The sequence below is a fragment of the Bacillus changyiensis genome, from assembly GCF_027706145.1.
Classification (GTDB): domain Bacteria; phylum Bacillota; class Bacilli; order Bacillales; family Bacillaceae; genus Bacillus; species Bacillus changyiensis.
Genome location: NZ_JAQFWW010000006.1, coordinates 21657 through 47703 on the forward strand (window position 1 = coordinate 21657; position 26047 = coordinate 47703).

Below are 26047 nucleotides of genomic sequence, written 5' to 3' on the forward strand. Positions count from 1 at the left end.
TTATTTTTAATTCAAAACAACATCCCAAAGGGACTAAAACCCTTGATTGCGTAAAGGTAAACAGCGTATATTTTATTTTTCTAAAAACTTAATTCTTTTAAAATATTGCATACTATTTTTCATTCGTTTAGAATATTCAAAGATATTGAGTAATGGTTATTCAAAGGAGCGTTTGCTGACTATGCACAAACTGTATTTTTCAAGTTATATCGGTGAAAAAAAACCAGAGACGATCATCAATAGGCAAAGTGCCTGCCCTTTTTGTGAGCGTGATCAATTAACAGGCATTTTAGAAACGGAAGAGGATATGATTTGGCTGGAGAATAAATACCCGACGATACAAAACACGTATCAAACGCTTATTATTGAGACGGATCATTGTAGTGAAGACATCGCTGTATATCGTAAAGCGAAAATGAGAAAACTCATCCGCTTCAGTTTAGAAAAATGGCTAAACATGGAGGCCCAAGATTGCTTTAAAAGTGTAATTTTGTATAAAAACTATGGGCCGTTCTCCGGAGGAAGCATTAAACATGCGCATATGCAAATTGTCGGGCTAGAGCAAGTTGATTATATGAAAGAACTCTTACCCGAACATTTTCAAGGGATAAAGGTAATAGAGAAGCCGTCTGAAATAGAACTTAACTTGTCAACCAACCCAATTATGGGTTTTACAGAGTTTAATATGATAATCAACGATACTTTAGAGCACACCGATAAACTCGCCGATTATATTCAAAAAACAGTACAATATGTTTTATATGATTTTAACCAAAAATGTTCTAGCTATAATATGTTTTTTTATCATACTAACTTAAAAATCATTTGCAAAATCGTGCCCAGATTCGTCGCTTCTCCTTTTTTCATCGGCTATAAAATCCCGCAAGTGTCTGTAGATCAACGATTAAATGAAATTAGAACACAGCTGATTAAAAAAATGAACGAAAAATAAAATGAAACGAACATAACTAAATCCCAAGGGCATTTAACCCTTGGGATTGTCTAGCATGCGGCCGATAAGCCTAGAATTTTCGCAGTTTTTATTATAAACACAAACTCCGTCATTTCAAGTATTTGATATTTGACAAAGCTAATAAACTGGAAACCTTTAGTATTGTCCGTTGATTGGTATGTGAGTCTTTCACTCATATGACAGTTTTAGGAACAATAGATGTTTTTTAGCAGGGGCTTCTGGCGTGGTTTTTCAGTGATGATAATCAGCTTATCTTTATTTTTTTAGTCTGTTTTCCATTAGTGATGCCATTTGTTTTGAATTTGAATTTCCTTCATTTTTTAATTGATCAATGATGTGAAGATAATCCGTTTCATTTCGATTCTGACTTAATTTATATGCAGCCTGAATTTCTCCCACCTTAATCTTAAATCCAACAATACCTTTCAGGTCACTTTCTAAAAGATGAGGAGAAAGTTTATCCCATAAAATTGGATTCTGTCGATGTTCTTCGTATTTTTCCATCATCATTTTTAATTCTTCTATTCATTCATCTTTCTCTAAAATACTTACTTTCCCATATACATGGACGGCTTGATAATTCCATGTTGGAACTTCTTCATGCCCATACCAAGAAGAAGAAATGTAAGCGTGCGGTCCCTGAAACATAACAAGTACATCTTCACACGTTTCAAATGTTCTCCACTGAGGATTTCCATAGGCGATATGCCCGCTGATATAGTAATCATCACTTTGTTTATTAAATCCCAATGGCAAATGAGTGGCAATTGGTTTCCCTTTTTCTGTTGTAACAATCGTGCCAAAAGAGTTTTTTTGAACAAAATCCAAAATTTCATTTTGGAATATACATCATTATCCTCCTTCTCTAAATAAGAATTTTTGTCATGATGTAATCGATTTGTTCTTCATCACCCAAATAAAAAGTGTGGGCTCCAGTTTGAATAAATCCCATGTTCTTATAAAAAGCAATAGCATTCTCATTTTTTTCCCATACACCTAGCCAAATTTTCTTCTTATTATACTCCTGCGCAATTTCCACAGCTTTATTTAGCAGAGATTTACCAAGCCCATGTTTTTGAAATTTATTCTTTATATAAATCCTCTCGACTTCAAGTGATTCATCACCCATTTTTTCAGACTGAGCATCATTAGTATTGACCTTTAAATAGCCAACAACTTCCTGATCAAAGTAAACAAAAAAGAATTGTGAAAAAACATCGGATAATTCTCTTTCTAATTGTTTTAAGTTAAATGCCTTTTCTAAATAGGCATTTATACTTTCGGGTGAATTTTGATGCTCAAATGTCTCGTTAAATGTTTCATAACTAATGTCTTGGAGTTTGCGGGAATCTTCAAGCGTACACTTTTTTAATTTTATTGTCATATGTCGCTCCTTTATAACATCAATATTTTCTTTTGTTTCCCTTTTTTACAGACTCCCAGTCTTTTTCTATATTTTTTCTTACTCTTTGAAGAAGATTAAACATGGTTTCCGCTTCTCTTTCGGAAAATCCCTTTAATGCGACACTGTTCGAATAATCATTTTCTCTTTTTATAAAAGGAAATACCTTTTTTCCTGTTTGCGTCGGAAACAGTTTTTTTATTTTTTTGTTTTGTTCATCATCTTTCCTTTCGATGAAGCCCTTCATTTCAAGTTTTTTGATCGCACGAGCTGCAGTTGTTCGGTCTACTTTAATCATTTCAGCTAACTTTTCTTGAATGATTCCTGGGTTTTCACATATTCGAACAAGATACAAATACTGCCCTTTTGTCAAATCATGCTCTTTAAATTCTATATTGCTGATAGAATCTAATGCCCTTGCGATCATTCCGATTTCACGAAGAATTTCCTTCATTATTAACTCCCTATGTACATATATTTGTTGTAAATGCAATAAAATCCACATATAAAACTTACCTTAATTTTGTTGAATTTGCAATATAAAATGTTAATAACACTTTAGAGGACTGTACATAAATGCGTAGCTTACTGTAAGTTGCTTTAAATGTGATGAAGCTGAGGAACTGCACACAAATTTACACCGATTCAAGTATTCTTGATAATATCGTAAAATAGACCACCAACTAAACAAGAAAGTCTCCAAACTGAATCTATTTTGATCCAATATAGAGACTTGTATGCAATGAGAAGATTACCCAATTGGTATTTCTTTATTGTTCATATCAAGAATTGAAATGTTACATGTTCCTCCTAAGTGATCTTGTACTGATGATGCTAAGTCTTTCAAAGCATTCTCAAACTCATTTACTCGTTTTTCATCAACTAATTCAATACACAAAAAAGCATTCTTTGTATTTTCAGTAAGCATTGTTCTTACTGATTCACGCCAATTCCAGCACCTGCAAATTGCACCACCATCATCTTTATATACAATTTCACCTTCATATGGGGGTTCATTTTTATCCGTCCCTAATGTGACAAAATTTTCATTTCCAATTGCTTTAGTCAATCGAATATCACCATCGAAAGTGTCTATATCTTCACCACCACAAGGCAATGCATATTTGAAAGAAATAGAATTGTAAATGTCAACCAATGGATTAATAGTCCCTATATGGTTTCCTTTAGCCACCCGTTTTAGTAATGCCTCAATAGATGACCTTGCACCTTTTTTAGTTTTAAACTTTTGAAATGCCTCTCTCCATACTTTGATGACTTCGTTACTGCTAAATTCTTCATGCTGTAAATATTGTAAGGCTTCCTTTTTTGAATGATCAATTATATCTTTATATTTATCTGTATCTTTTATAGAGTTATCTATCCCCTTACAAACAACAATACCAATTCTCGCATCAGGAAACAAATCCCAAAAATCATCTTCAATAACAAACTTTTTCATTTAAATATACCTCCTAAAACATTAAAAAAGGATCTCCCAGACTTTATTCTCGTATACACAGCGGTGTGTGTTTTTCTCGCACAAGGTACAACACAACTTTTTGTTGCAAATACAATAAAAATGACGTACATTTAATATAACTTAATTTTGTTGCATTTGCAATATTTTTTTTAGGGGAGGATTGATTAATCATGAATATAAAAAGAATAACAACTGAAACTGATTTACATGAAGCTCTCAGTATTAGAAAAACGGTCTTCATTGAGGAACAAAATGTATCTGAATCCGATGAGTTTGATCAATATGATACGCTTGATGAACAATGCCAGCATATTTTGGTATATCACGAACATCAGCCTGTTGGCACTGGTCGTGTACGTATCGTTGACAACACAGGAAAACTGGAAAGAATTTGCGTCCTCAAATCTTACCGTAAGTACGGATTGGGAAAAGTCATCATAGGAGAGTTAGAAAAAATCATGAAAGAAAAAGGCATAACTAAATTTAAGCTGCATGGGCAAACACAAGTAGCAGGCTTTTATAAAAAATTAGGCTATCAGATTTCTTCACAAGAATTTATGGAAGATGGCATCCCACATATCTTGATGATTAAATGAAGTATGTTTATTACGGATTAGGTATACTCATATTAAGTTTAGGCATTTCTTTAACAATAAAATCAGGACTAGGCACATCTCCCTTTGATGCCCTTTTGGTTGGTCTTTCCGAAGAAGTCGGTCTTACCGTAGGTAGTTGGGAGGTCCTGATTTCTGTTATCCTCTTAATCTTTAATTTTATATTAACGAGAAAAAAACCTATTTTTTTGGGCTTGATTACAGCCTTCATTACTGGGATAGGCATTGATCTATGGATGTTTTCCATTCATCATGTCATGGAGCCAAACATATGGTTAAGCAAGCTCACTTGTTTCGGAATCGGTTTAGTGTTCATTGGTCTTGGAACAGCAATGTATCTTCAAACGAAATTTGCGTCCACTCCAATTGATCATTTAACACTTATTATCCGAGATATTTTTAAAAAAACGATCCTATTTTCAAGAACATTGGTGTATGCTCTTTTCTTATTATTAGCCTTTATATTTAAAGGTCCTATCGGTATCGGAACCCTTTTAACTGTTTGTTTTGGAGGGATGGTGCTTCACTTTTTTATGCCTTTTATTGAACGGCGAATTTTCTCCTCAAGTCATGTAAATTGTCATCAGTCTCTTATAAACAGGCATCATCATTCACTAACTAAAAAGAAAAGAAGAGGTTAACTTTCAAAGACCCTCTTTTCTTTTTAGTTATGAATTACAAGAGCAAAAACGAATCGTTCTAAGTACAGCTCGTGCGTAACTACAGGCAATGTCACGGATGTTCCCAAGGAGGTTTAACAGCCTGAAGCAGGCGTATTTAAATTATTGAAATGATATGACATGAAGGAATTAGAAAACCTGAGTAAATAAGCAATAAAATGAATATAAGAAGGATATGGCTCCCACGAAAAATGTATATTTTTTTTGTTTATCTTCTTTTACTAACATCATATAGAACAGACCGGTAAAGAAAAATCCTATGAACCAACCTACTGACATTTGCCACATAAAAGCTATCATAAAGCCGACAATTCCCAACATTTGAAATGCTTTAGAGGCAACTATAACCACTTCAAATTACCACCTTTGTTAAATTTTATATAGTTATAGTTTATCCTTTTTAAAGAGTAATGGATATACTTATTTCTCTGTCAAGTTCCAGTTCTGAGCTTAAGAGTATGCGGCCGAAAGAGGACTTGTACCTTGACGTGAAAAATAGGACTGCAAAAATTTTATGATTTTTTCTCAAGAGTAAATCGAGTATCATAGCTCTTATTCCCTTGTCTCCACTTTATGTAAGCTGTTATTGTCCGCCCCTCTAATTGCGATAACTCTGTAAATGCTAAAAATGAAACTGATTCTTCATTCAGGTCACCATTTTTAGTAGTACCTCCTGAATAATCTTTCATAGGTATTTCATTTTTAGAATCAAGTTCTATTTCATCATCATATTTGACAACTAATTGTTCTAAGTAAGTTTTTTCGATATTTTCCTTACTTCCAATCCAGAATAAATCTCCTTCATATTTAGAATGATCATCATGTTTTTTGAAAACTACTTTCCAATTCTGATCCTTACTCTTCCCTTCCCATTGAGGGGGAGGGGTATCTTCTGAACTGTAATAATCAAATAATTTAAATGCGCCGAATACCGCTAAACAAACTATTAAAATACTTCCTGTAAAAATGATAGGATACTTGTGATGGTCTTTCATAGAAGAAACCTCCAAAAACTTGTTGATTTTTTCTTGAATAGGAAATATCGTTTAATAGTATCACATTTTTTTGTTTGCTGCGACTTCAAACTAAGCAAGTGCTGTGCTACTAGATCATAGAAAATACAGTAGTTTTCTTCAAAGAATTAAACATCTCCACATTGTCAACAACAATAGATCTTTCCATGTGAAAAATCCGGTCAGCAATAATACCATAAAATAGGGCATAGATCTTTGTTATGATACCTATTAGAAAATGACATAACATTACACAACTTTAAGGCATCCATCAATTCAAACAAATATAATGATTAATTTTCTTTTCCCTAATAGTCAACAGAGAACAGCTGACATACTTGATGATTTGTTAGCTTGTTTGTCTTTTTTGTAGGGTCTCTTTAATATGTAAACAATCAGGTATTTTGGTTTTTTACGCCCCACTCACATAACTCTTCCAAAACGGGTAATAGAGTTTCACCTTTATCTGTGAGACTGTACTCAACTTTAGGGGGGATTTGAGGATATTCCTTACGTTCCACTAGACCATCCGCTTCTAATTCTTTTAAATGTGAACTCAATGTTTTATAAGTAATAGCTCCTATCTGTCTTTTTAATGCATTAAAGCGGACTGGTTGATGTTCTGCTAGAAGATAAATAATTACCATTTTCCATTTACCACCTATAACTGACATTGTATAACCAAAAGGTGTATCTTGAATATTTTTAATTTTCCCTTTATATTCAGCCATACTCATATTTACACTATCCTTTCGGGTAGCACCTATCAAAAAAGTGCGTACTACTATTTTAGTTGCGTTCAGTTTATACTAACCGTACTTTGAAGTAAAGGAGAGAAAAACATGACTAAAACAATACGACTTTTAATGCCACAATGGCAAGGGGGAAACAATCCTAACTACTCTTTTGGAGCTGAGCTGCTTTCTTGGCTAGCTCCAGACAATGACCATCCCCTTATTAAGGTTCCAGTTCAAGCTTATGATGGAATTCCACTTGAAAACGAGAATGGTATGAATGGGAGAAAACAATTGCTAGAACAATTAAAATCTGCTCATCATATGATTGATGCTCATCAGCCAGATCGTATTGTCGTGTTTGGTGGTGACTGCTTAGTCGAACAAGCCCCCTTTGCCTATTTAAACGAACGATACGATGGGGAGTTAGGTTTAATTTGGATCGATGCTCACAGTGATTTAGTCAGATATATTGGGTATGATAATGGACATACATTACCTCTCGGGAATCTTTTGGGTGAAGGAGATGAGGAGTTTGCAAAACATGTGAAAATCCCACTAAAACCTGAAAATGTCTTTATCGCGGGATTAGTAGTTCCTACAGAACAAGAAACGAAAGTGATATCAGAAGAGTTTCAAAAACTAGGTATTGCTCCTGCAGAACAGGACACCGAAGTGATTCAAAGACTAGGTATTAGAACCGCTGGAACTAAAGAATTAATAAACAGTACTGAATCTATAAAAGAGTGGCTTAAAGAAAGCAACATTAAGCACCTAGCTATTCACCTTGATTTAGATGTACTTGACCCACAGACATTTCGTTCTATATTATTTGCCAACCCTGAAGTACCTGTAAATTATTCTCCTGAGGGAACAATGCAAATGCCTCAACTGATTCATCTAATTCAAGAACTATCTGAAGAAACAGATGTAGTTGGCTTAGGTATAACAGAGCACTTGCCGTGGGATTCTATTTATTTAAAAGATTTGCTTGATAAGATACCTATTTTAAATAAATAAAAGTCTTAAACATTATAATCACATGTTGCCCTTTTCATTAACCAAATTAACAACTGCAGAACGACAATTGAAGTATACGAATACTTTATATCCTTGCAAACAAAAATACCAAGGGAATTTGAACCCTTGGTATCTCTGGTATACAGCCAAAGGATCTGAACCTTGATGGGATATTCAATGATTAACCCCTCACATCATCACACTCTTTTATTTATATTACATATAATTTGATTGTTTTTGATTATTTGTGGAGTAAAAATGGAGTCGTTTTTTATAGATTGCTCACTTTAAAATAGTATTGCGAAAATACAAATGTGTTTAGTGTTGCAAAAAAGTTTGTTTTTCATAGCATCCAGCAATGAAATCATTGAATGATCGATTATGCTGTTCTCCTGCAATAAAATAAATTCCTGATTTTGTCCCTATCAAAAACGAACTGGGTACTGTTTGATCATCTACATAAACAACCCCCGGAATCAATTGTTCTATTATTGAATACACAAATGTTGGGCAACATTTGTTATGAAACAGTGTTTTTAAGCCATCATATTTTTCTTTTCTTAATTCCTGCAAACTGACAACTCCTTCAATAAGATTGTAGATTACCTCTCTATCAAGTTCAATTTTAAATACATATGAAAGTTTGAGACGTGGGTTCTGTTAAAATAATGATTAACGAATATCGATTATGCTGTTCTCCTGCAATAAAATAAATTCCTGATTTTGTCCCTATCAAAAACGAACTGGGTACTGTTTGATCATCTACATAAACAACCCCCGGAATCAATTGTTCTATTATTGAATACACAAATGTTGGGCAACATTTGTTATGAAACAGTGTTTTTAAGCCATCATATTTTTCTTTTCTTAATTCCTGCAAACTGACAACTCCTTCAATAAGATAATAGATTACCTCTCTATCAAGTTCAATTTTAAATACATATGAAAGTTTGAGACGTGGGTTCTGTTAAAACAACGATTAACGAATACGGACACTTATACTGCTGATTAATTAGAAAACTTACTTTTAGTATAAAAAACAATTGATTGTTATCCAATTAATCTGTACATTATCAGCTAAGGATATATCTTTCCATCAACACTTGATCCTTTCGTGAAAAAGCTAGCTGGTCAGCATATGAAATAAACAATCCGAAGCATATGTAAAATGTGTTTTCATGTTTCCTCTCCTAGTTATTTAATTCCTTCAAAAGATTCAAGGTGATCTTCTCAGGAAAGGAAAAGATCTTAGCTAATCAGAGGTTATCTGAAAATGGTTTGTTGGACTTGAGACTGTGAAGTCTTGTACTTAAATTAACGGGCAGGTTAGTGAAAAAAGAAGGCGTAAAATATAGTTGTATTCGAAAAGAAAAATTAATAATTTATTTATATTCCGCATATTGTCAACCCAGTGTGTTATACTGTAAACAAACCTTTGAAGCTTTAAATCTTTTTCTATTACCTTCTACGATCTCCCTACTCGAACGTTGAGTAGGGTTTTTTATTGAGTATTATACAGAGAACATAAAAAAACAGGCCCTATATAAAAGTGCCTGTTTGTATAAACGCTTTAAGATTAATCAGCTTTTTGAACGTTAGCAGCTTGAGCTCCACGAGGACCTTGCTCAACGTCAAACGTTACTTTTTGACCTTCGTCTAAAGATTTGAATCCATCACTTTGGATTGCAGAGAAGTGTACGAATACATCGTCTCCATTTTCACGTTCGATAAAGCCAAAACCTTTTTCTGCATTAAACCATTTAACTGAACCTTGTTCCATTTTTGTTGCCTCCTAGTGCGTTATCACACATTGTAATACTATCCTTGCCCAAAGTATCATCAAGACGAAAAGTCGATATTCATACTATCCTTTACACCGAACAAAAATAATTCCTCTTTATCATAGCATGAAACGGAAATAATAGCGAATTAATATTATCGTTTTATTCATGGCATTATTTATTAGGCGTGTAGATACCAGTGCAGAAGCGGTAAGTACAAATAGAAAATGTCAATAATTCTGCATCGAATTTATAACATGTCTAAGAGGCCTATTAATAACTAGGGCTTATTCAAGTGCAAGATTCTTTTAAAAGCAGGGCTGTTTACTGGTAAATCTTTGTTTCTGCAGATGTTTTCAAACGGTCACTCATGGTATATCCCCATTTGCAAAGATGCTCATAAAAAACTTGACCACAAATAATCTTCCTTTTCTTCATTACCACTTTCCAAAGCCTTTTTAATTTAAGAAACTAGAAAATCAAGCTCAATAATAATATGTCTTCTAGCTCTTTTTATTTTGATTTCCTTACTTGTAATGTTTGTTCCTCTAACAATCAATGTTCACGGTCTAAATAAACCGATTCCCATAGGAGAGCAGGGAGAGAGTTTGGCCCAATAAAGAGCCGGGTATAATCTTCATACGCCTTTTGTATCTCGGCTAGCTCTGCTAAAAAAAATTTAATTGAGCTGAAAATCAGTTTCAATTTCCAATAATTTTACAGAGGGATGGGAAAGATACTTATCATATATGGAGTATGACAGCTGGCACTTCAAAGGCAATCAAACGTTTTCTATACTTAGATTAGGTCATCAGGGAAGGTGAAACTTTAAAAAATGAATCAACAAAACCTAAGGACTTTGAGAAAACTGGTTACACCTTATGAAAAGTCCGATTTACAAAAAAGTATTTATCAAATCATTAACACATTGGTACCATTTTTCCTGTTATGGTGTTTGGCATATAAAAGCTTGTCGATTTCTTATTTCCTTACATTAGCGATTTCTGTCGTTGCGGCAGGTTTTTTAGTGAGAACCTTCATCATCTTTCACGATTGCTGCCACTATTCCTTTTTTAAAAACAGAAAGGCGAATCGAATCCTTGGAACAATAATAGGAAATCTGACTCTGCATCCTTTTGATCATTGGGCACACGAGCATTCTATCCACCATGCGACAAGCAGCAACCTGGACAAACGCGGTACAGGCGATATTTGGGTACTGACCGTTGAGGAATATAAGGAAGCCTCAACTAAGACAAAAATAATGTACCGTTTGTACAGAAATCCGTTTGTTATGTTTATTATTGGTCCGATTTACGTCTTCGGGATTACCAATCGTTTTAATCGTAAAGGCGCAAAACGCAAAGAACGGATGAATACGTATGTAACGAACTTGGGGATTGTCGCTTTGGCAGCACTTTTATGTTGGGCTATTGGCTGGCAAAACTTCCTGCTGGTTCAGGTGCCAATTTTTATGATATCGGGATCTCTTGGAATTTGGATGTTTTATATTCAACATACGTTTGAGGATTCTTATTTTGAAGAAGATGAGCATTGGGAATACGTAAAAGCAGCAGTTGAAGGAAGCTCTTTTTACAAGCTTCCAAAAGTCATGCAATGGCTAACAGGCAATATCGGTTTCCATCATGTTCATCATTTAAGCCCGAGAGTCCCAAACTATAAGCTTGAAATAGTGCATAACAACACTGAACCATTGCAAAACGTTCCGACCATTACACTGGCAACAAGTCTTAAGTCGTTAAAGTTCCGCCTATGGGATGAAGAAAGCAAAAAATTTGTTGGTTTTAATCACTTAAAAAAAGCTTCTAAAAGCCAAGTATCAGCGCAGTTAAGAACGGATTAAATAAACTCCCCATTATCGATGATAAGAGGGGATTTATCTTGCAGAATAAAACTGCCGACCGTTTAGACGACTTACTTTAAGTAACTGGAGTAAAAGTGGAGTAAGTTTTTTATTGGATAAGTAGTTGCAAGTAGTAAGTATAGGCTTTTCAGACCGTTGAAAGCTTTACTGTTCTGATGAGAAGGCTGACAATAAGAACCTTTCTAAATCCAAATCGCCAACCTTTTTTAAATCAAGGAAAGCTAAAACGAGCCCCTACATAGAAAAACTTCCTACATGGTTATCTGGTGTTAAAATTAGGGTTTGCTTTATTATTCATTAAAACCATCGATATCAAAATTATTTAAATCAAGGTTCAAGCTTTTCAGTTGTTTCAACAACACTTCAGGTTTTAAGCTATCACCATTTCTTAAATCCTCTGGAATATTTTCAGGGGTTTGAATTTTCATTCCATCCTCAATCCATTGTTTGCGATACAATTGAAATGCAGCCTCAATTAAATGATATGGAGTAACAATATAGCCTAACGTCACATCGTGATCTTCACTGTAACCAAACTCAAAATTACAACATGGACAAATATTATTTGATCCTATATTGTATTCATCATATGGTGGTTCATCTAACCCATTAAAACCACAAACAGGACAAGTATAACTTCTCATTTAAACACCTCTTGATTTTTATTGTTCTTTAAAATACGCCTTACCTCTTCATGTAGTTGAACTTCAAATTCTTTTTGTGGTAATTCTCCTGATTCATCTTCTGCTTCTGCAGTAACTACCATGTCACCGGTTTCTAAATCTAATTCCCCATCAACAGTTTCACCAAAAATCTCTTCTGTTTCAGAGTTTATTTCCTCATTATCAATTACTTTTTCATTTGTGGATTCAAGTTGCGTTGATGAAGTTATGAAGAGTCTATAGAATATGAGTATCGCAGTAAACAGAAAAAACTTCCAGATTAGTTAGCTGAGTTACTTTAAGTTAGTGGGCATTTTTGGGCACTGATCAAAACGAAAATTTGAGCATACACAAAATCCCAAGGGCACTCAAACCCTTGGGATTACTAGTATGCGGCCGAGAGGACTTGAACCTCCACGGGTTATTCACCCACTAGGCCCTCAAATATAGTGAAAACTTATCATCTGTTACAAAAGCTTGTTTTCATTGCATTCTTTTCTTTACATTACTCATAATTTGATTGTTTTTCATTATTTATGGAGTAAGTTTTTTATTGGATAAGTAGTTGCAAGAAGTAAGTATAGGCTTTTTTTTTCAGACCGTTGAAAATTTCACTTTATTTTTCTGATGAGAAGGCTGACAATAAGAACCTTTCTAAAGTCCTAATCATCAACCTTTTTAAAATTGAGTTCAAACGAGAACCTGCATGGAAAATTCTCCATATGGTTATCCAGTGCTGTAATTAAAGTCTTTATTATTCATTAAAACCATCGATATCAAAATTATCCAAATCAAGATTTAAACTTTTCAGTTGTTTCAACAACACTTCAGGTTTTAAGCTATCACCATTTCTTAATTCCTCTGGAATATCTTCAGGGGTTTGAATTTTCATTCCAGCCTCAATCCATTGTTTGCGATACAATTGAAATGCAGCCTCAATTAAATGATCTGGAGTGACAATATAGCCTAACCTCACATCATGATCTTCACTGTAACCAAACTCAAAATCACAACATGGACAAATATCAAAAGTTTTTTGATACTCTCCTTTATACAAAGGCTTTTGTATTAATCCTTTATACCCACACACTAAACATCTATAAAGTTTATTCACCTCAATTAACCCCTCTTTTCTCTCATTTTTTATTTATTGATCCTTATAATAATCATAACCCTTTTGTTTATTTGGGTATTTTGGCTTGAAATAAGTCATAATCACATCCCTACCTTCTTGTCGTTCGACTGATAAGAATTCATTAGTCTTTTTATTATATTTATAGTATCGGTATTTACCATTAAATTTTTTCTTACTTCTTTTTGTAAGCACTGTTTTACTAGTAGCTTTTCCTAAAAAAGTTCGTGCTTTATTCAAATATTGAGATTTAGAAATATTACCGAATTCCTTTTTGTGTTTCTTGTAATGTTTATCTAATCTCACCATATTCACTTTTCGTACAGCTTTTGCCGCAGATGTTTTTGAACCATATTTTTTGGTTGCTTTTCTAACACTTGATTTTCCAAATTTCTTTATAGCTTGCTTGATTCCAATCCGCGCAACTGTAATAGCAATTACAACTACCGGATACCATGATGCTTGTAATTGGGTAGTATTTACTTCAAACTCTTCTCCTGTTTCGACATCTTTCAATGTAGCAGTGAATTCATCCCCATCAACTTCATGTAGTTGAACTTCAAATTCTTTTTGTGGTAATTCTCCTGATTCATCTTCTGCTTCTGCAGTAACTACCATGTCACCGGTTTCTAAATCTAATTCTAATTCTCCATCAACAGATAAGTCATCTGTTTCAATATCTGTTTCAATAGTTGCTTTATCACCATCGATTTCGGAATTTATCTCAACATTATTTCCATCAACAGTTTCACCAAAAATCTCTTCTGTTTCAGAGTTTATTTTCTCATTATCAATTACTTCTTCATTTGTGGATTCAAGCTGCGTTGTTGAAGCTGAAGTAACATCAGTCCCTAAGCTATAGAATACAAAAATTGCTACCAAAAAGCTAACGAAATATTTCAAATTAATCTTTCCTCCTATGTACTAGTTATATTGAATTAACCCATAACCATATTCTTTATCAGGGCCTTTCTTCCCCAAATCTTTTGCTGTGCTCTTTAAAACCTTTAAGACATCTTCCCTTTCAAATTCTGGATGTTCAGATAGGATATTTGATACCACACCAGTTACATAAGCTGTTGCAAAAGATGTTCCATTAACGGTTTTTAATTCACCTTTAGGCGTAATAACAGGAATTTGAACCCCTGGTGCGACAAAGTCTATCTTACCTTTTGCAGCTAATGGATCTCTCTTTAGTTTTTTATTAATAGAAGAAATAGATATTACATTTTGATATCTTGCTGGATAATCTGTTGAAAGACCCAATGTATTGCCAGCAGAAGCAATTACTATAATGTCATTCTCAATTGCTTTATTAATAGCACTTTTTAATCTATTATCATCTTTTTGAAATCCAAAGCTAAGATTAATTATGTCAACGTCCTGCTTAATGCTCCAATTAATCCCATTAATCACATCATTAACATCACCACCCCCTTTATCGTTAAGTACCTTAACATCGAACAATTTTACTTTGGGTGATACTCCTTGAACTGTATGTTTATTTGTGGGAGCCATAATAATACTAGCTATGGCTGTACCATGACCTAAAGAATCCGTGGTGGTAGGTTTATTGGTTATAGAGTCATATGTAGTTATTGAACTATTCTTAAAAATCGGCAAGGAGCTACTGACCCCGCTATCCAATAATGCTACTTTTATAGGATCCTGAGAAGAATAGAGTTTGGCTTTTCCATTCGGAAAAATAGAGCAAAGTGCCCAATTTTTTTGGCAATCACTTTTTGAAAGAGTAATTTCCTTATAGTTATTTGAACAACTAACTAGTAATAAAAGCAATATCAAAGTAAAAACAACATTTTTCATCTAACAACCTCTTTTATTTACCATTCAACCTGTTATTATTTGTAATAGGAAATATTACTTTATTCTTATTAAAAAGTAAATATTAAATTTTTATTTTTTTAAAAACTTTTCTTAGATAAATAATAAGAATGATAACGTAAGTTATAAGATGGAGAACGATTTATTTGACTTTATAAGAGAACACAGATATAAAATTTATTTTATGACGAGTCTATAGAATATGAGTATCACAGTAAACAGAAAGATTATTAGATAGATGACTTACTTTAAGTAACTGGAGTAAAAGTGGAGTAAAAAAATAAAATAATCGAGTAAATAACAAAATCCCAAGGGCACTCAAACCCTTGGGATTACTAGTATGCGGCCGAGAGGACTTGAACCTCCACGGGTTATTCACCCACTAGGCCCTCAACCTAGCGCGTCTGCCATTCCGCCACGACCGCGTATGAAATTTTAAAATGCGGGTGAAGGGACTCGAACCCCCACGTCGTAAGACACTAGATCCTAAGTCTAGCGCGTCTGCCAATTCCGCCACACCCGCATATAACATGGTGAGCCATGAAGGACTCGAACCTTCGACCCTCTGATTAAAAGTCAGATGCTCTACCAACTGAGCTAATGGCTCAAGATAAAAATAAAATGGCTGGGCTAGCTGGATTCGAACCAACGCATGACGGAGTCAAAGTCCGTTGCCTTACCGCTTGGCTATAGCCCAACAAATCTATGAAATGACCCGTACGGGATTCGAACCCGTGTTACCGCCGTGAAAGGGCGGTGTCTTAACCGCTTGACCAACGGGCCTTATGTTTCATTCCTTATGGCGGAGAAGGAGGGATTTGAACCCTCGCGCCGCTTACACGACCTACACCCTTAGCAGGGGCGCCTCTTCAGCCACTTGAGTACTTCTCCATTGGCTCCACAGGCAGGATTCGAACCTGCGACCGATCGGTTAACAGCCGATAGCTCTACCACTGAGCTACTGTGGAATAAATCAGACTTTCTTTATTATAAATTCAGCGACAAAATGTGTCAAGGACAATTTGTTTGAATCATATTATTGCGACGGCTTTTATAATTTATCATAGACAAGCTGTATACGTCAACCCTTTTTTACAATTTCTTTTATTTTTCCACCACATTTCCCACAAACATAACGATTTATATCCATGGCACGTTTTCTTAAAAATGCTTGTCCACATTTTTTACATTTATATGTTCTCGTTTTTCGTGTCGTTTTTTTCATTGTCGGCAATGGTGTACAAAATCTCGGCGCTCCCACTTTCTTTAAGAGGGCTTTAAAATCCTGATCCCGATGTTGGTAACCTTTGCCTTCCAAGTGAAGATGGTAATGACAAAGTTCGTGTTTAATAATACCTTCAAGTTCTTTTTGACCATACTCTGTTAAATATTTCCTATTAAGCTCAATGTGGTGGGAATGAAGTAAATATCTTCCCCCTGTTGTTTTGAGTCGATGATTAAAGTATGCCTTATGTTGAAAAGGCTTATGAAAGTATTGCAAGGACAGCTGCTGTGTCAGTTTTTGTAATTGTTGATCGTCCATTCGTGAATCCACCTCTCTTTTGAAAAAAACCGAACGGGACAATTTCTAGTCCGCATAAACTTAAATATCAGAGCCTTAGGAGGGATGAACAATGCCAAATTGGCTCAAAAACCAAATGCAAAAAGCTTTTTATGAAAAAAATCAAGACCAAATTAAACTGTTGAACCAATGTTGGTATTTTTACAGAAAAAAACACTGCTTATGAGCAGTGCTATTTTTCTTTCATCATTGATAAAGCAACCCTTCCTTTAGCCGTATCTAGATGCTCCACCCAAACTGTTACAATATCGCCGACTGACACAACATCAAGTGGATGTTTGACAAAGGTATGACTGAGCTTAGAAATATGAACCAACCCATCTTGCTTGACTCCAATATCCACAAATGCACCAAAGTCAACTACATTTCGTACAGTGCCCTGCAGCTCCATGCCTTCTTTTAAATCTTCCAATTGAAGAACATCCGTTTTCAAGAGGGGTTTTGGCACTTCATCCCTTGGATCACGTTCAGGTCTTGTTAGCTGGTCACAAATGTCCTTTAGTGTGATTTCACCAATTTCGAGTTGTGCAGCGGTTTCAGTATGATTCAGTTCTTTAATTTTAGTTTTAAGTTCGGACGAACCAATTTGATCTGTTGAAAGATCGAGGTTCTTTAGGAGCTCTCTTGTTTCTTTATAGCTTTCAGGATGGATTCCTGTTCTATCAAGCGCTTCGTCACCATCTGGCACTCGTAAAAACCCGATGCATTGTTCATATGTTTTCGCACCTAACCGTGGGATTTTTTTTAGTTCTTTCCTAGTTGTGAATTTCCCAATTTCTTCACGCTTGTTCACGATGTTGGTAGCGACTGCTTTGGATAGTCCTGCTACATACTGTAGTAGTGCAGCTGAGGCTGTATTCACATTGACACCGACTTGATTGACGACCGTTTCAACTACAAAGCGCAGAGAGTCGTTTAATTTTTTTTGGCTAACATCGTGCTGATATTGACCGACACCAACTGATTTAGGATCGATTTTGACAAGCTCGGCTAACGGATCTTGAAGGCGCCGCGCAATCGACACTGCACTTCGTTCTTCAACCTGTAATTCGGGAAACTCTTCCCTTGCCAGCTCTGAAGCAGAATAGACACTTGCCCCAGCCTCATTAACAATTAAATAATAGACTTGTCGATCAATATTTTTTAATAATTCGGCAATCAATTGTTCCGTTTCTCTTGAAGCGGTTCCGTTTCCGATCGCAATCACTTCAATACCGAATTCTTCAATAATGTTTTTTACTTTTTCAGTTGCCGCATGTTTCTTATTGACTGGCGGGTGTGGATAAATCACATCAATTTTTAGCACTTTTCCAGTTTCATCGACAACTGCTAGTTTACAGCCGGTTCGAAATGCCGGATCCACACCTAGAACAAGCTTTCCTTTCATCGGCGGCTGAAGCAACAGTTTGCGTAAATTTTCGGAGAAAATGTGAATGGCCTGATCTTCCGCTTTTTCTGTCAGCTCTTTTCTAATCTCCCGTTCAATCGATGGCTGGATCAGACGTTTAAAGCTATCTTCGATCACACTGATCAAAGCAGCTTTTGCTGTTGTTTGTTTATGTTTTAAAATCTGCTTCTCTAAATAACCGAGAATATGTTCCACAGGCGGTTCAACCGACACTTTTAAAATCTCGTCTTTTTCACCACGATTGACAGCAAGTACACGGTGAGGGACAATTTTTAGAATGGGTTCTTCATATTCGTAATACATCTCATATAATTTCTTGTCATCCGCTTCAGTATCTTTGACTGCCGATTTTAACGTCCCTTTTTTAAACGTTTCCTGTCGAATCCACCTTCTAAATTCCGGTTCGTCTGAGATTCGTTCAGCAAGAATATGTTTTGCACCTTCAAGTGCTTCTTCAGCACTGAAAACTTCTTTTTCTTCATTTATGTATTGTTGGGCTTCAGCAAAGATGTCCCTGTTTTGCGGAAGTGTGATGATATAGTCAGCCAACGGCTCAAGCCCTTTGCTTTTAGCAATTGTTGCTTTCGTTTTTCTTTTTTGCTTATATGGACGGTATAAGTCTTCAATTTCTTGTAGTTTTTCCGCTTTTTCAATTTTCAGCTTCAAGTCGTCTGTCAGCTTATCTTGCTCCGCAATTAAGCGAATCACTTCGTCTTTTCGCTGATTTAAATGCTGAATATATCCCCATCGTTCAGAGATCGTTTGAATTTGCACTTCATCCATGGAACCTGTTTGTTCTTTACGATATCTCGCAATAAACGGTACGGTATTTCCGTCTTCTAACAACTGAATTACATTTTCGACATGTTTGGATGTCAGTCCGGTTTCCTTAGCAATTTGCTTGACGATCAATGCCAAATTATCCATGATAGCCTCCATATAGATGTTCTTTCTTAAGTGTACCAAAAACCTATACCAAACTGAACAGTTTAACAAAACTGCCCAATGATATAGGTTAAATCGTCATCTCCTTGTGTAGTGTACATCTCTAGTTTCTGTGAAATCGTCTCTGGAGAATGATGTTTCAGTTCATGTCGAAGAGCAGGAACCGACAGCCCATCTGAATAGATCATGAACTTTGATCCCTGTTGATAATAATAGGTGAATGTTTTTTTAGTAGTGTGCGGTTTTCCTGATAAATATCCTTTAGCTGGAATTGGAGAAAAGAATTGATCTGAAGGATGATATAAAATAAAGCGAATATTTCCAACAGAACTGTAGGTCAATGTCTTTGTTTTAAAATCCGCTTTTAAAATAGCTACGGTCGCACCCCGTTTATATTTCATGGCTTGGTTACAGCGTTCCATTAAGCTTAAAATATCATCATCACGGTGTTTTTCGATCATTTTGCTTATCGTTGAAGAAGATTCGTGAGCTAGATCACCACTGCCAAGTCCATCAGCTACACTACATATCATGCCAGTATCAGTTGTATGAAAATAAAAACTGTCTCCGCATATCCTTTTCCCTTCTTTAGGAATTTGATAAACAAGCGCCTGGATATGTTGGTTTGCTTCGGTCCAGATCATGATTTCAACTCCATAAAAGGATCTTCCGCTAATGCTTCCCTCAATCGTTTTACAGCTCTGCGCTGAAGTCTTGATACATGCATTTGTGATATTCCTAGTAGTTGTCCGGCTTCTTTTTGACTTTTGTTTTGAATATAAGTCAGATCGAGTATTTGTCTTTCACGGTCTGACAGGACATCTAACACACTGTCAAGCATCAGCCTTTGATTTACTTTTTCATAACCTTCTTCTTGGGTGCCGACCATATCAAGAATCGTGACTGTGCTCCCATCTGTGTCTGCTTCAATACTGTGGTCGACAGATAGAGCATGATAGCTTTTTACCATTTCCATTGTTTCTAGTACATCTTCTTCAGTTACATTTAAAAATTCAGCAATTTCATCGACCCGTGGGGATCGTTGTGTTTCTGTGGTTAATTGATCAACCGCCGATTTGATCTTCGGTCCTAATTCCTTAATTCTTCTCGGGACATGGACACTCCACGTTTTGTCGCGGAGAAACCGCTTGATTTCCCCAATAATCGTTGGAATGGCGAAGGCTTCGAATGATTTCCCCATCTCAGGATCATAGCGTTTCAACGCCCCGAGTAAGCCAAGCATTCCGACTTGTTGTAAATCTTCATGAAAGTTTTTTCCTCTTGAATATTTATTTGCTAACTTTTCCACTAAATTTGTATAATACCGGACAAGGGTCAGCTGGGCGTTTTCATCCTGTTGGTTCTGGTATTCTTTAATGAGCCGGGCTATGTCATCTTTAGTAAGCTTTATATTTTTGGACGGTTGTGTCATCATCAACTCGCTCCCTGTTTAAGAACTTAATCATTGATACAGTCACACCTGGGTCAATTTGTACGTTGACTTCATCCATAAGCGTTTCAATTAAATATAATCCGAGCCCTCCTTCTGTTAACTGATCTGCCGTATATTTTGAGGAATATGGACCGATGTTCTTCTGTTCCTTTTCAATATCAAAACTTTGACCCTGATCAGTGACAGTGATTTCTAGATGGTCTTCAAACATACCAAACTTCACGGAAACTTCACCGTTTTTGTCCGCTCGGTAAGCATGCTGCACAGCATTTGTACAGGCCTCACTGACAGCAATTTTCAAGTCTTCAATATCATCATAAGAATACCCCATCTTACTTGCTATTCCAGATAGTGTCAAACGTACAATCCCTACATATTCCGGTTTAGCAGGTGACTTCATTTCAATGTAATCAGTTAATCGCTTCATGATAATTCACCCTCAGACTTTCCAGAAATGTCGATGATATTTTTTAAACCTGTGATGTCAAATAACCGGAGTAAACGGTCAGACAGATTCCTAAGCACTAAAGACCCTCCTGTTTTGTTTACCGTTTTATAAATTCCTACAAACACACCTAATCCTGTACTGTCCATATATGAAACGTCCTCAAGACAAACCTCAAGACACTTTCCCTCCTCCGCAAATTCCATTAAAGAATCGCGTAATAACGGAGCGGATTGCACATCTATTTCTCCTGCTACTTTCATTTTTACTACATGATCATAATCTTTTGTACCGATTTTCAAGTTCAACAGTATCACCTCAAATTTCCATTCTAGCTACTGTTTTAATACCCATCAGAAAAAAGCTCTAAACCTTTCTTTTCAAAATAATAAGAGTAAAATCATCATGGAGCTTAAAGTCTTGTAGCTTGAGCAAACTTTCATAGATGTTCTCAACCATTTGTTGTGCTGGTTCTGACATATGTAAGGCAATTAATTTTTTTAAGTCTGACCGTTCCAAAAATCCGCTATCTTTTCTACTTTCGGTTACACCATCAGAAAAAAGAATAATCATATCACCAACATGTAGCTTTTGTTCGTATTGTTTATAGTCAAAATCAGATGAGATCCCGAGAACAAGACCTTTCGCAAGTAAATCGTAAAATTTGCGTTCGCTAGAGCAGTAATAAAAGCCTGGTTCATGACCGGCAGAGGCAAACTTGAATAGGTGATGTAGAAGATGATAATTTCCATAAAACATCGTAATAAACATATTTGAATCAACATTTTGTTCAACTACTCGATTTAGACTTCTCAGTACCTGTGAAGGATGTGAGCCAGAGTCGGGTAAAGAATCCATCGCATATTTGATCATTGACATACATAAAGCAGCTGGAATCCCTTTTCCGATCACATCGGCAATCGCAATATTAATCGAGTCCTGATCACGAACAAAATGATAGTAGTCACCACTCATTTGCTTTGCTGGGACACTTATAGCCCCAATGTCGAGGGTTTTATCCTTCGGTATCGTTGTCTCAAGCAGTGTTTGCTGGACATTTGCAGCAATCTCAATTTCTGATTTGATTTCCTGCTGAATGCCTCTTAATGTTTGATGCTCTTGATAAGCAAGACCGTATCCAATCATCACTTCAATTAAAAAATCAAGTGAGTGGAATACTTGAACTGGCAAATCTGGATACAACTCAGACAAAACCTTCCGATGGATGCTGATGATCTCTTCTGGCGGCACTTGGTGCTCAATTGTTTTTCTGCTGAATTTTTGTCCTTGATATAAAGATGTCTCAGTTAATTCAGATAAATAACGGCTAAGTAGTTGTTGATAACGCTGCGTGATCATTTCCTTGAACTCCATTCGTTCCCTCCTACTAAAGCCACTTTACGGCCTTGATCTTCGTTCCATTTTCTGCGTCTGAATGTAATTCAAATTGGTCCATTAAACGCTTTACTCCTGGAAGACCGGCCCCTAGTCCACCCGATGTTGAAAAGCCGTCTTCCATCACTTTGCGGATGTCGGCTATACCCGGGCCATGATCCTCTGCAATGATATTCAGCCCCTTTTTCGCTTTTTCTTGGACCTCTTCAATGCAAATTTGACCTTCTCCAGCATATAGGTAAATATTTCGGGCCAGTTCAGAAATAGCTGTCGTAATTCTTGCTTGATCTACTGTGCCAAATCCAAGTTCTTTGGCAATGTTTCGCCCAAGTTGTCTGGCAGCTACAATATCCCATTCTGTCAAAATCTTTACACAGGACCGGTCTTTCATGACTATTCCCCCAATTCACGCTGCAATGTCTCAAGCCCTTTTTCAAGATCAATCGCTGTTGACATGTCTGCTAATGAAACACCGAGTTCGATTAATGTCACCGCAACAGCTGGTTGTATACCTGTCAGGACCATTTTAGCCCCGAGCAGTTTTGACATTATCATCACATCGCTTAACACTTTAGCGATAAAAGAATCGATGATATCTACTGATGTCAGATCGATGACCACTCCACTCGATCCCGTTTCATAAATCTTATTGAGCAAATCTTCTTGAAATTGGAGAGCTGTTTGGTCATCAAGTTCTATCTGGATAGATACGAGCAGGTAATGACCAAGTTTCAAAATTGGAATTTTAGGTGTTCTCACCACTATTCCCCCAACGAAACAATTTTTCTATTTGTCATTTCTAATGCGGTTTCAATTCCTCTTTGCAACGTATTTTTTGTCACCACTTGTGTTAAATCAATGCCTAAATTAACAATTGTTTGTGCGATTTCTGGCCGAATGCCGACAAGCAGACATTTTGCGCCAACAAGTCTAACGGCTTCAGAAGCTTGAATAATATGATGAGCAACCATCGTATCGACAACAGGTACGCCTGTGATATCGATTAAGACCACTTCAGAACGATGTTTCACCACTCCGTTGAGAAGGTTCTCCATCATTTTCTTGGCACGTTCAGTATCAATTGTCCCGACAAGAGGCATGACCGAAATGTTTTCAAAAACCGGAATAAGTGGTGCTGAAAGCTCTTGTAAAGCAACTTTTTGCAATGCAACGGTTTTTTCCCAAGAAACAGCATATTGATGAAGGATTTCGCTGTTAATCGGATCAATAAACTGATCAATTTGCCAAATCAAATCGCTACACTGATCATCTTGAGTATAGTTGTCTATCTCATGATAAAGATGTTTCCAAAATGCCGATAAACTAGATGATAAAAGTTTGAAGGAAACACCGATTTGGACCGATTTGGAAGAAAACTTGCCAATATCGGCCGCTTTTTGAGTTTCAATTTTTGAATCATTCATTAAAAGCTCCAGATAATCTCGGCTAATCATTTGATACATCTGATCGTTTAAAGATTCCCTGTTATCCAGGTTTTTTAAAATGTCTGCCCAATGTTCAGCAAGTTCATCTTGGTGTTCTATGATATAGTTTAAAATCACATCATTCGACACATTGATCCCCCCTATGACGAAAACAACAAAATTTTTCTTCAATATCATCATTATATCGTGGGGTTTTTTGGAACACAAAAAAAGTTGCTCTTACCTCTGTGAGCAACTTCTTTTCCCTTATTAAAAATCAATAAGTGCCAAACTAATTTGTAAGGCTTCATCAACCTTTTCCATCATCTCATCATCAAGATGAGTGATTTTATCCGTTAGTCTTTGCTTATCGATCGTTCGAATCTGTTCCAGCAATATAACGGAATCTCTTTCAAAACCATAGCGTTTCGCATCAATTTCGACGTGGGTAGGTAATTTTGCTTTTTGGATTTGGGCTGTTATGGCTGCAACAATAGCAGTTGGGCTGAAGCGATTGCCGATGTTGTTTTGAATCACTAAAACCGGGCGCACCCCGCCTTGTTCTGAGCCAACAACAGGAGATAGATCAGCAAAATAAACATCGCCGCGTTTCACAATCAAATGATTATCCTCCGCTTACTAAGCGCTCTACGGTGTTTTCAGCCTCAAATTCTGCAAATTGCGCCTCAGAAGAGATGTTTAAATTGATTTTGGCCATCTCCATATAGCCGCGTCTCATCGATTCCCGTATTTGTCGATTTTTGCGTTCGCGCAAGTACATTTTTGTAGCTTGATATATCAGCTCATTCCTACTTCCGTTATCTTGCATGACAACACCATCAAGTTCAGATACTAATGCTTCTGGCAAACGAATCATTATTTCAGTTGTAGCGCTGGATTCAGACAAAAACATACACCTCCACCAAACTTACGAATACTACTTTATTCATTCCATGTTAATCATATCATTATTCTTTTCGTAAGCAAAGCTGTTTTTCTACTCATTCTTTATCATTTGGTAAAATCGGATTCCTTACTCCAATTATACGCTCATTTTCTAAAAACATACGGGGGACACGAGAACTTATCATACACGTAATTTCGTAATTAATCGTTTGCAGCCTTTTTGCTATTTCGTCGACTGAGATCGATTCGTCTTTTTGTTTTCCAATCAAGGTGACTTTTGTACCAACAGGATACGCTTGATCAAGAGCAATCATAAACTGATCCATGCAAATTCGCCCGGCAATTTTTTGCCGTTTGCCATCAATCAGCACTTCACTACCGGCCAGCTTGCGCAGCCATCCATCCGCATACCCGACAGGTACAGTTCCGATCCATTGATCATGGTCTGCCGTATATGTAGCTCCATAACTGACACTTTCACCTTTTTCAATTTTTTTGACATGAGCAAGTTCAGTTTGCAGTGAAAACACTTCCTGTAATGGAAATGGGAGCTCGTCTTTTATTTCTGGTGAAGGAGACAAACCGTACATGCCGATCCCGAAACGGACTGCATTAAAAAGCTGTTCCTTGAACCGCAATCCTGCAGCACTATTTGATGAATGAACCATCAAACGGTCAAGCGGGAGAGGTTTTATCAGTTTTTTAAACCGTTCAAGTTGCATATGGAAATAGTCCGTCTCCTTTTCATCTGCTGTCGCAAAATGGGTGAACACGCCTCTACAGTTTATTTTACCACTCGCTTTGGCCAACTCCATGATCTCTTTTATTTCTTCTTCTGTTCGACATCCGATCCGTCCCATGCCAGTATCGATTTTGAGATGGACATCAAGAGCGGTCTCGTCATCACTAAGGAAACCAAGAGCTTCTTTTACCCAGCCCACTGAATAAGCCGTAACTGTAATCCGATATTCGGCTGCAATATGGGCGTATTCAGGCGGGACTGCACCAAGCACAAGGATCGGTGCTTTGATCCCTTGTTCTCTTAATGAGATCGCTTCATCTAAGAAAGCTACGGCAAGAATGGACGCTCCTTCTACCAATGCCGCCTTAGCGACTTGAGCATCTCCATGCCCATAAGCATTTGCTTTCACAACTGCCATCAGGTGAACATCCTCGCCGATATGCTGTTTCATATGACGCACATTGTCTTTTAAAGCTGTCAAATCGATTTCTGCCCAAGTTTTTCTGTAAAATGGTTTTAATCTCATGCT

The 26047-nt window shown here is 36.3% G+C and carries 32 protein-coding genes, 7 tRNA genes and 3 pseudogenes; 6 read left to right on the forward strand and 36 right to left on the reverse strand.

The window, feature by feature from the left end; all coding sequences use genetic code 11:
• The first annotated feature begins 175 nt into the window (after positions 1-175).
• The gene (locus PDT38_RS15640) at positions 176-952 is read left to right on the forward strand and encodes a DUF4931 domain-containing protein (protein ID WP_317134962.1); all 777 of its coding nucleotides are present in this window, start codon (positions 176-178) and stop codon (positions 950-952) included.
• Between the two features lie 276 nt (positions 953-1228).
• Here PDT38_RS15640 and PDT38_RS15645 read toward each other — a convergent pair.
• The 4 genes and pseudogenes from PDT38_RS15645 to PDT38_RS15660 form a co-directional block, all read right to left on the reverse strand.
• Positions 1229-1819 (reverse strand): annotated as a pseudogene (locus tag PDT38_RS15645) (FMN-binding negative transcriptional regulator).
• Between the two features lie 19 nt (positions 1820-1838).
• On the reverse strand, positions 1839-2357 hold the full coding sequence (locus PDT38_RS15650; RefSeq protein WP_270802909.1) for a GNAT family N-acetyltransferase: 519 nt from the start codon (positions 2355-2357) through the stop codon (positions 1839-1841).
• Between the two features lie 19 nt (positions 2358-2376).
• Positions 2377-2829, reverse strand: coding sequence for a MarR family winged helix-turn-helix transcriptional regulator (locus PDT38_RS15655; RefSeq protein WP_270802910.1), 453 nt, complete (start codon positions 2827-2829; stop codon positions 2377-2379).
• Between the two features lie 297 nt (positions 2830-3126).
• Entirely contained in the window at positions 3127-3834 is a 708-nt protein-coding gene (locus tag PDT38_RS15660; RefSeq protein ID WP_270802911.1) for a B3/B4 domain-containing protein, read from the reverse strand.
• Positions 3835-4025: 191 nt separating this feature from the next.
• On the opposite strand from PDT38_RS15660, the gene PDT38_RS15665 reads away from it, so the two are divergent.
• Together PDT38_RS15665 and PDT38_RS15670 are read left to right on the forward strand one after the other, a co-directional pair.
• Entirely contained in the window at positions 4026-4451 is a 426-nt protein-coding gene (locus PDT38_RS15665; RefSeq protein WP_270802912.1) for a GNAT family N-acetyltransferase, read from the forward strand.
• Positions 4448-5110, forward strand: coding sequence for a YczE/YyaS/YitT family protein (locus PDT38_RS15670; RefSeq protein WP_270802913.1), 663 nt, complete (start codon positions 4448-4450; stop codon positions 5108-5110). The genes PDT38_RS15665 and PDT38_RS15670 overlap by 4 nt, the downstream gene beginning before the upstream one ends.
• 168 nt (positions 5111-5278) lie before the next feature.
• Here the strand turns inward: PDT38_RS15670 and PDT38_RS15675 are convergent, their stop codons facing one another.
• The 3 genes from PDT38_RS15675 to PDT38_RS15685 all read right to left on the reverse strand — a co-directional run bounded on the left by PDT38_RS15675 (position 5279) and on the right by PDT38_RS15685 (position 6899).
• On the reverse strand, positions 5279-5500 hold the full coding sequence (locus tag PDT38_RS15675) for a hypothetical protein (RefSeq protein ID WP_270802914.1): 222 nt from the start codon (positions 5498-5500) through the stop codon (positions 5279-5281).
• A gap of 161 nt (positions 5501-5661) precedes the next feature.
• Positions 5662-6144, reverse strand: coding sequence for a DUF4944 domain-containing protein (locus tag PDT38_RS15680; RefSeq protein ID WP_270802915.1), 483 nt, complete (start codon positions 6142-6144; stop codon positions 5662-5664).
• A 413-nt stretch (positions 6145-6557) separates the two neighbouring features.
• The gene (locus tag PDT38_RS15685; RefSeq protein ID WP_270802916.1) at positions 6558-6899 is read right to left on the reverse strand and encodes a winged helix-turn-helix transcriptional regulator; all 342 of its coding nucleotides are present in this window, start codon (positions 6897-6899) and stop codon (positions 6558-6560) included.
• A gap of 105 nt (positions 6900-7004) precedes the next feature.
• Between PDT38_RS15685 and PDT38_RS15690 the strand changes: the two genes are divergently transcribed.
• Entirely contained in the window at positions 7005-7916 is a 912-nt protein-coding gene (locus tag PDT38_RS15690; RefSeq protein ID WP_270802917.1) for an arginase family protein, read from the forward strand.
• Positions 7917-8252: 336 nt separating this feature from the next.
• Here the strand turns inward: PDT38_RS15690 and PDT38_RS15695 are convergent.
• The 4 genes and pseudogenes from PDT38_RS15695 to PDT38_RS19505 all read right to left on the reverse strand — a co-directional run.
• Positions 8253-8489, reverse strand: a pseudogene (locus PDT38_RS15695) (GNAT family N-acetyltransferase); the annotation flags it as partial.
• A gap of 109 nt (positions 8490-8598) precedes the next feature.
• Positions 8599-8796 (reverse strand): annotated as a pseudogene (locus tag PDT38_RS15700) (GNAT family N-acetyltransferase); the annotation flags it as partial.
• A 696-nt stretch (positions 8797-9492) separates the two neighbouring features.
• Positions 9493-9696, reverse strand: coding sequence for a cold shock protein CspC (gene cspC / locus PDT38_RS15705; protein ID WP_270802919.1), 204 nt, complete (start codon positions 9694-9696; stop codon positions 9493-9495).
• 556 nt (positions 9697-10252) lie between these two features.
• Entirely contained in the window at positions 10253-10402 is a 150-nt protein-coding gene (locus PDT38_RS19505) for a molecular chaperone TorD family protein (protein WP_394356293.1), read from the reverse strand.
• A gap of 130 nt (positions 10403-10532) precedes the next feature.
• Here PDT38_RS19505 and PDT38_RS15710 point away from each other — a divergent pair, with 130 nt between their 5' ends.
• Positions 10533-11561 (forward strand): fatty acid desaturase, encoded by a 1029-nt coding sequence (locus PDT38_RS15710; RefSeq protein WP_270802920.1) that lies wholly within the window; start codon positions 10533-10535, stop codon positions 11559-11561.
• A 311-nt stretch (positions 11562-11872) separates the two neighbouring features.
• On the opposite strand, the gene PDT38_RS15715 is transcribed toward PDT38_RS15710, so the two are convergent.
• The 13 genes from PDT38_RS15715 to PDT38_RS15775 all read right to left on the reverse strand — a co-directional run bounded on the left by PDT38_RS15715 (position 11873) and on the right by PDT38_RS15775 (position 16761).
• Positions 11873-12226 carry a hypothetical protein gene (locus tag PDT38_RS15715; protein WP_270802921.1) on the reverse strand — a complete coding sequence of 118 codons (354 nt, stop codon included), beginning with the start codon at positions 12224-12226 and terminating at the stop codon, positions 11873-11875.
• On the reverse strand, positions 12223-12348 hold the full coding sequence (locus tag PDT38_RS19510; protein WP_394356294.1) for a hypothetical protein: 126 nt from the start codon (positions 12346-12348) through the stop codon (positions 12223-12225). Before PDT38_RS19510 ends, PDT38_RS15715 begins: the two co-directional genes overlap by 4 nt.
• Before the next feature lie 650 nt (positions 12349-12998).
• Positions 12999-13358: a hypothetical protein gene (locus tag PDT38_RS15725; RefSeq protein WP_270802922.1), complete on the reverse strand. Its 360-nt coding sequence runs from the start codon at positions 13356-13358 to the stop codon at positions 12999-13001.
• Between the two features lie 33 nt (positions 13359-13391).
• Complete coding sequence (locus PDT38_RS15730) at positions 13392-14279, reverse strand: SAR2788 family putative toxin (RefSeq protein WP_270802924.1); 888 nt, start codon at positions 14277-14279, stop codon at positions 13392-13394.
• Between the two features lie 21 nt (positions 14280-14300).
• A complete protein-coding gene (locus PDT38_RS15735) occupies positions 14301-15200 on the reverse strand; it encodes a S8 family peptidase (RefSeq protein ID WP_270802926.1) in 900 nt (299 codons plus the stop codon).
• Between the two features lie 359 nt (positions 15201-15559).
• Positions 15560-15643 (reverse strand) — tRNA-Leu (locus PDT38_RS15740).
• Between the two features lie 16 nt (positions 15644-15659).
• Positions 15660-15741 (reverse strand) — tRNA-Leu (locus PDT38_RS15745).
• Between the two features lie 8 nt (positions 15742-15749).
• Positions 15750-15825: transfer RNA gene (locus PDT38_RS15750), tRNA-Lys, on the reverse strand.
• Positions 15826-15840: 15 nt separating this feature from the next.
• Positions 15841-15915: transfer RNA gene (locus PDT38_RS15755), tRNA-Gln, on the reverse strand.
• 14 nt (positions 15916-15929) lie between these two features.
• Positions 15930-16001 (reverse strand) — tRNA-Glu (locus PDT38_RS15760).
• A 17-nt stretch (positions 16002-16018) separates the two neighbouring features.
• Positions 16019-16109, reverse strand: a tRNA-Ser gene (locus tag PDT38_RS15765).
• 2 nt (positions 16110-16111) lie between these two features.
• A tRNA-Asn gene (locus PDT38_RS15770) sits at positions 16112-16186 on the reverse strand.
• Positions 16187-16299: 113 nt separating this feature from the next.
• Positions 16300-16761: a SprT family protein gene (locus tag PDT38_RS15775; protein ID WP_270802928.1), complete on the reverse strand. Its 462-nt coding sequence runs from the start codon at positions 16759-16761 to the stop codon at positions 16300-16302.
• 91 nt (positions 16762-16852) lie between these two features.
• Between PDT38_RS15775 and cmpA the strand changes: the two genes are divergently transcribed.
• Complete coding sequence (gene cmpA / locus PDT38_RS15780; RefSeq protein ID WP_270802930.1) at positions 16853-16966, forward strand: cortex morphogenetic protein CmpA; 114 nt, start codon at positions 16853-16855, stop codon at positions 16964-16966.
• Positions 16967-16972: 6 nt separating this feature from the next.
• On the opposite strand, the gene PDT38_RS15785 is transcribed toward cmpA, so the two are convergent.
• The 12 genes from PDT38_RS15785 to alr all read right to left on the reverse strand — a co-directional run bounded on the left by PDT38_RS15785 (position 16973) and on the right by alr (position 26044).
• Entirely contained in the window at positions 16973-19135 is a 2163-nt protein-coding gene (locus tag PDT38_RS15785) for a Tex family protein (RefSeq protein WP_270802932.1), read from the reverse strand.
• Between the two features lie 62 nt (positions 19136-19197).
• A complete protein-coding gene (locus PDT38_RS15790; RefSeq protein ID WP_270802933.1) occupies positions 19198-19797 on the reverse strand; it encodes a PP2C family serine/threonine-protein phosphatase in 600 nt (199 codons plus the stop codon).
• A complete protein-coding gene (gene sigB / locus PDT38_RS15795; protein WP_270803165.1) occupies positions 19794-20585 on the reverse strand; it encodes an RNA polymerase sigma factor SigB in 792 nt (263 codons plus the stop codon). The genes PDT38_RS15790 and sigB overlap by 4 nt, the downstream gene beginning before the upstream one ends.
• Positions 20551-21033: an anti-sigma B factor RsbW gene (gene rsbW, locus PDT38_RS15800; RefSeq protein WP_270802934.1), complete on the reverse strand. Its 483-nt coding sequence runs from the start codon at positions 21031-21033 to the stop codon at positions 20551-20553. Before rsbW ends, sigB begins: the two co-directional genes overlap by 35 nt.
• A complete protein-coding gene (locus tag PDT38_RS15805) occupies positions 21030-21359 on the reverse strand; it encodes an anti-sigma factor antagonist (RefSeq protein WP_270802936.1) in 330 nt (109 codons plus the stop codon). The genes rsbW and PDT38_RS15805 overlap by 4 nt, the downstream gene beginning before the upstream one ends.
• 58 nt (positions 21360-21417) lie before the next feature.
• Positions 21418-22425, reverse strand: coding sequence for a PP2C family protein-serine/threonine phosphatase (locus PDT38_RS15810; protein WP_270802937.1), 1008 nt, complete (start codon positions 22423-22425; stop codon positions 21418-21420).
• Between the two features lie 13 nt (positions 22426-22438).
• Positions 22439-22837, reverse strand: coding sequence for an anti-sigma regulatory factor (locus tag PDT38_RS15815; protein WP_172291964.1), 399 nt, complete (start codon positions 22835-22837; stop codon positions 22439-22441).
• Between the two features lie 2 nt (positions 22838-22839).
• Entirely contained in the window at positions 22840-23205 is a 366-nt protein-coding gene (locus PDT38_RS15820; RefSeq protein ID WP_270802939.1) for an STAS domain-containing protein, read from the reverse strand.
• Positions 23206-23207: 2 nt separating this feature from the next.
• Entirely contained in the window at positions 23208-24020 is an 813-nt protein-coding gene (locus tag PDT38_RS15825) for an STAS domain-containing protein (protein ID WP_270802940.1), read from the reverse strand.
• A gap of 120 nt (positions 24021-24140) precedes the next feature.
• Positions 24141-24491 (reverse strand): type II toxin-antitoxin system endoribonuclease NdoA, encoded by a 351-nt coding sequence (gene ndoA, locus PDT38_RS15830; protein ID WP_172291968.1) that lies wholly within the window; start codon positions 24489-24491, stop codon positions 24141-24143.
• 4 nt (positions 24492-24495) lie between these two features.
• On the reverse strand, positions 24496-24777 hold the full coding sequence (locus tag PDT38_RS15835) for a CopG family ribbon-helix-helix protein (protein ID WP_270802942.1): 282 nt from the start codon (positions 24775-24777) through the stop codon (positions 24496-24498).
• 94 nt (positions 24778-24871) lie between these two features.
• Complete coding sequence (gene alr, locus PDT38_RS15840) at positions 24872-26044, reverse strand: alanine racemase (protein WP_270802943.1); 1173 nt, start codon at positions 26042-26044, stop codon at positions 24872-24874.
• Between the last annotated feature and the right edge of the window lie 3 nt (positions 26045-26047).

Excerpts from the sequence above, each read along its gene's own strand:
- PDT38_RS15650 (WP_270802909.1), bottom strand. The coding sequence starts at position 2,357 with ATGACAATAAAATTAAAAAAGTGTACGCTTGAAGATTCCCGCAAACTC.
- PDT38_RS15655 (WP_270802910.1), bottom strand. The coding sequence starts at position 2,829 with ATGAAGGAAATTCTTCGTGAAATCGGAATGATCGCAAGGGCATTAGAT.
- PDT38_RS15660 (WP_270802911.1), bottom strand. The coding sequence starts at position 3,834 with ATGAAAAAGTTTGTTATTGAAGATGATTTTTGGGATTTGTTTCCTGAT.
- PDT38_RS15665 (WP_270802912.1), top strand. The coding sequence starts at position 4,026 with ATGAATATAAAAAGAATAACAACTGAAACTGATTTACATGAAGCTCTC.
- PDT38_RS15670 (WP_270802913.1), top strand. The coding sequence starts at position 4,448 with ATGAAGTATGTTTATTACGGATTAGGTATACTCATATTAAGTTTAGGC.
- PDT38_RS15680 (WP_270802915.1), bottom strand. The coding sequence starts at position 6,144 with ATGAAAGACCATCACAAGTATCCTATCATTTTTACAGGAAGTATTTTA.
- PDT38_RS15685 (WP_270802916.1), bottom strand. The coding sequence starts at position 6,899 with ATGAGTATGGCTGAATATAAAGGGAAAATTAAAAATATTCAAGATACA.
- PDT38_RS15690 (WP_270802917.1), top strand. The coding sequence starts at position 7,005 with ATGACTAAAACAATACGACTTTTAATGCCACAATGGCAAGGGGGAAAC.
- cspC (WP_270802919.1), bottom strand. The coding sequence starts at position 9,696 with ATGGAACAAGGTTCAGTTAAATGGTTTAATGCAGAAAAAGGTTTTGGC.
- PDT38_RS15710 (WP_270802920.1), top strand. The coding sequence starts at position 10,533 with ATGAATCAACAAAACCTAAGGACTTTGAGAAAACTGGTTACACCTTAT.
- PDT38_RS15715 (WP_270802921.1), bottom strand. The coding sequence starts at position 12,226 with ATGAGAAGTTATACTTGTCCTGTTTGTGGTTTTAATGGGTTAGATGAA.
- PDT38_RS19510 (WP_394356294.1), bottom strand. The coding sequence starts at position 12,348 with ATGGTAGTTACTGCAGAAGCAGAAGATGAATCAGGAGAATTACCACAA.
- PDT38_RS15735 (WP_270802926.1), bottom strand. The coding sequence starts at position 15,200 with ATGAAAAATGTTGTTTTTACTTTGATATTGCTTTTATTACTAGTTAGT.
- PDT38_RS15775 (WP_270802928.1), bottom strand. The coding sequence starts at position 16,761 with ATGGACGATCAACAATTACAAAAACTGACACAGCAGCTGTCCTTGCAA.
- cmpA (WP_270802930.1), top strand. The coding sequence starts at position 16,853 with ATGCCAAATTGGCTCAAAAACCAAATGCAAAAAGCTTTTTATGAAAAA.
- PDT38_RS15785 (WP_270802932.1), bottom strand. The coding sequence starts at position 19,135 with ATGGATAATTTGGCATTGATCGTCAAGCAAATTGCTAAGGAAACCGGA.
- PDT38_RS15790 (WP_270802933.1), bottom strand. The coding sequence starts at position 19,797 with ATGATCTGGACCGAAGCAAACCAACATATCCAGGCGCTTGTTTATCAA.
- sigB (WP_270803165.1), bottom strand. The coding sequence starts at position 20,585 with ATGACACAACCGTCCAAAAATATAAAGCTTACTAAAGATGACATAGCC.
- rsbW (WP_270802934.1), bottom strand. The coding sequence starts at position 21,033 with ATGAAGCGATTAACTGATTACATTGAAATGAAGTCACCTGCTAAACCG.
- PDT38_RS15810 (WP_270802937.1), bottom strand. The coding sequence starts at position 22,425 with ATGGAGTTCAAGGAAATGATCACGCAGCGTTATCAACAACTACTTAGC.
- PDT38_RS15815 (WP_172291964.1), bottom strand. The coding sequence starts at position 22,837 with ATGAAAGACCGGTCCTGTGTAAAGATTTTGACAGAATGGGATATTGTA.
- alr (WP_270802943.1), bottom strand. The coding sequence starts at position 26,044 with ATGAGATTAAAACCATTTTACAGAAAAACTTGGGCAGAAATCGATTTG.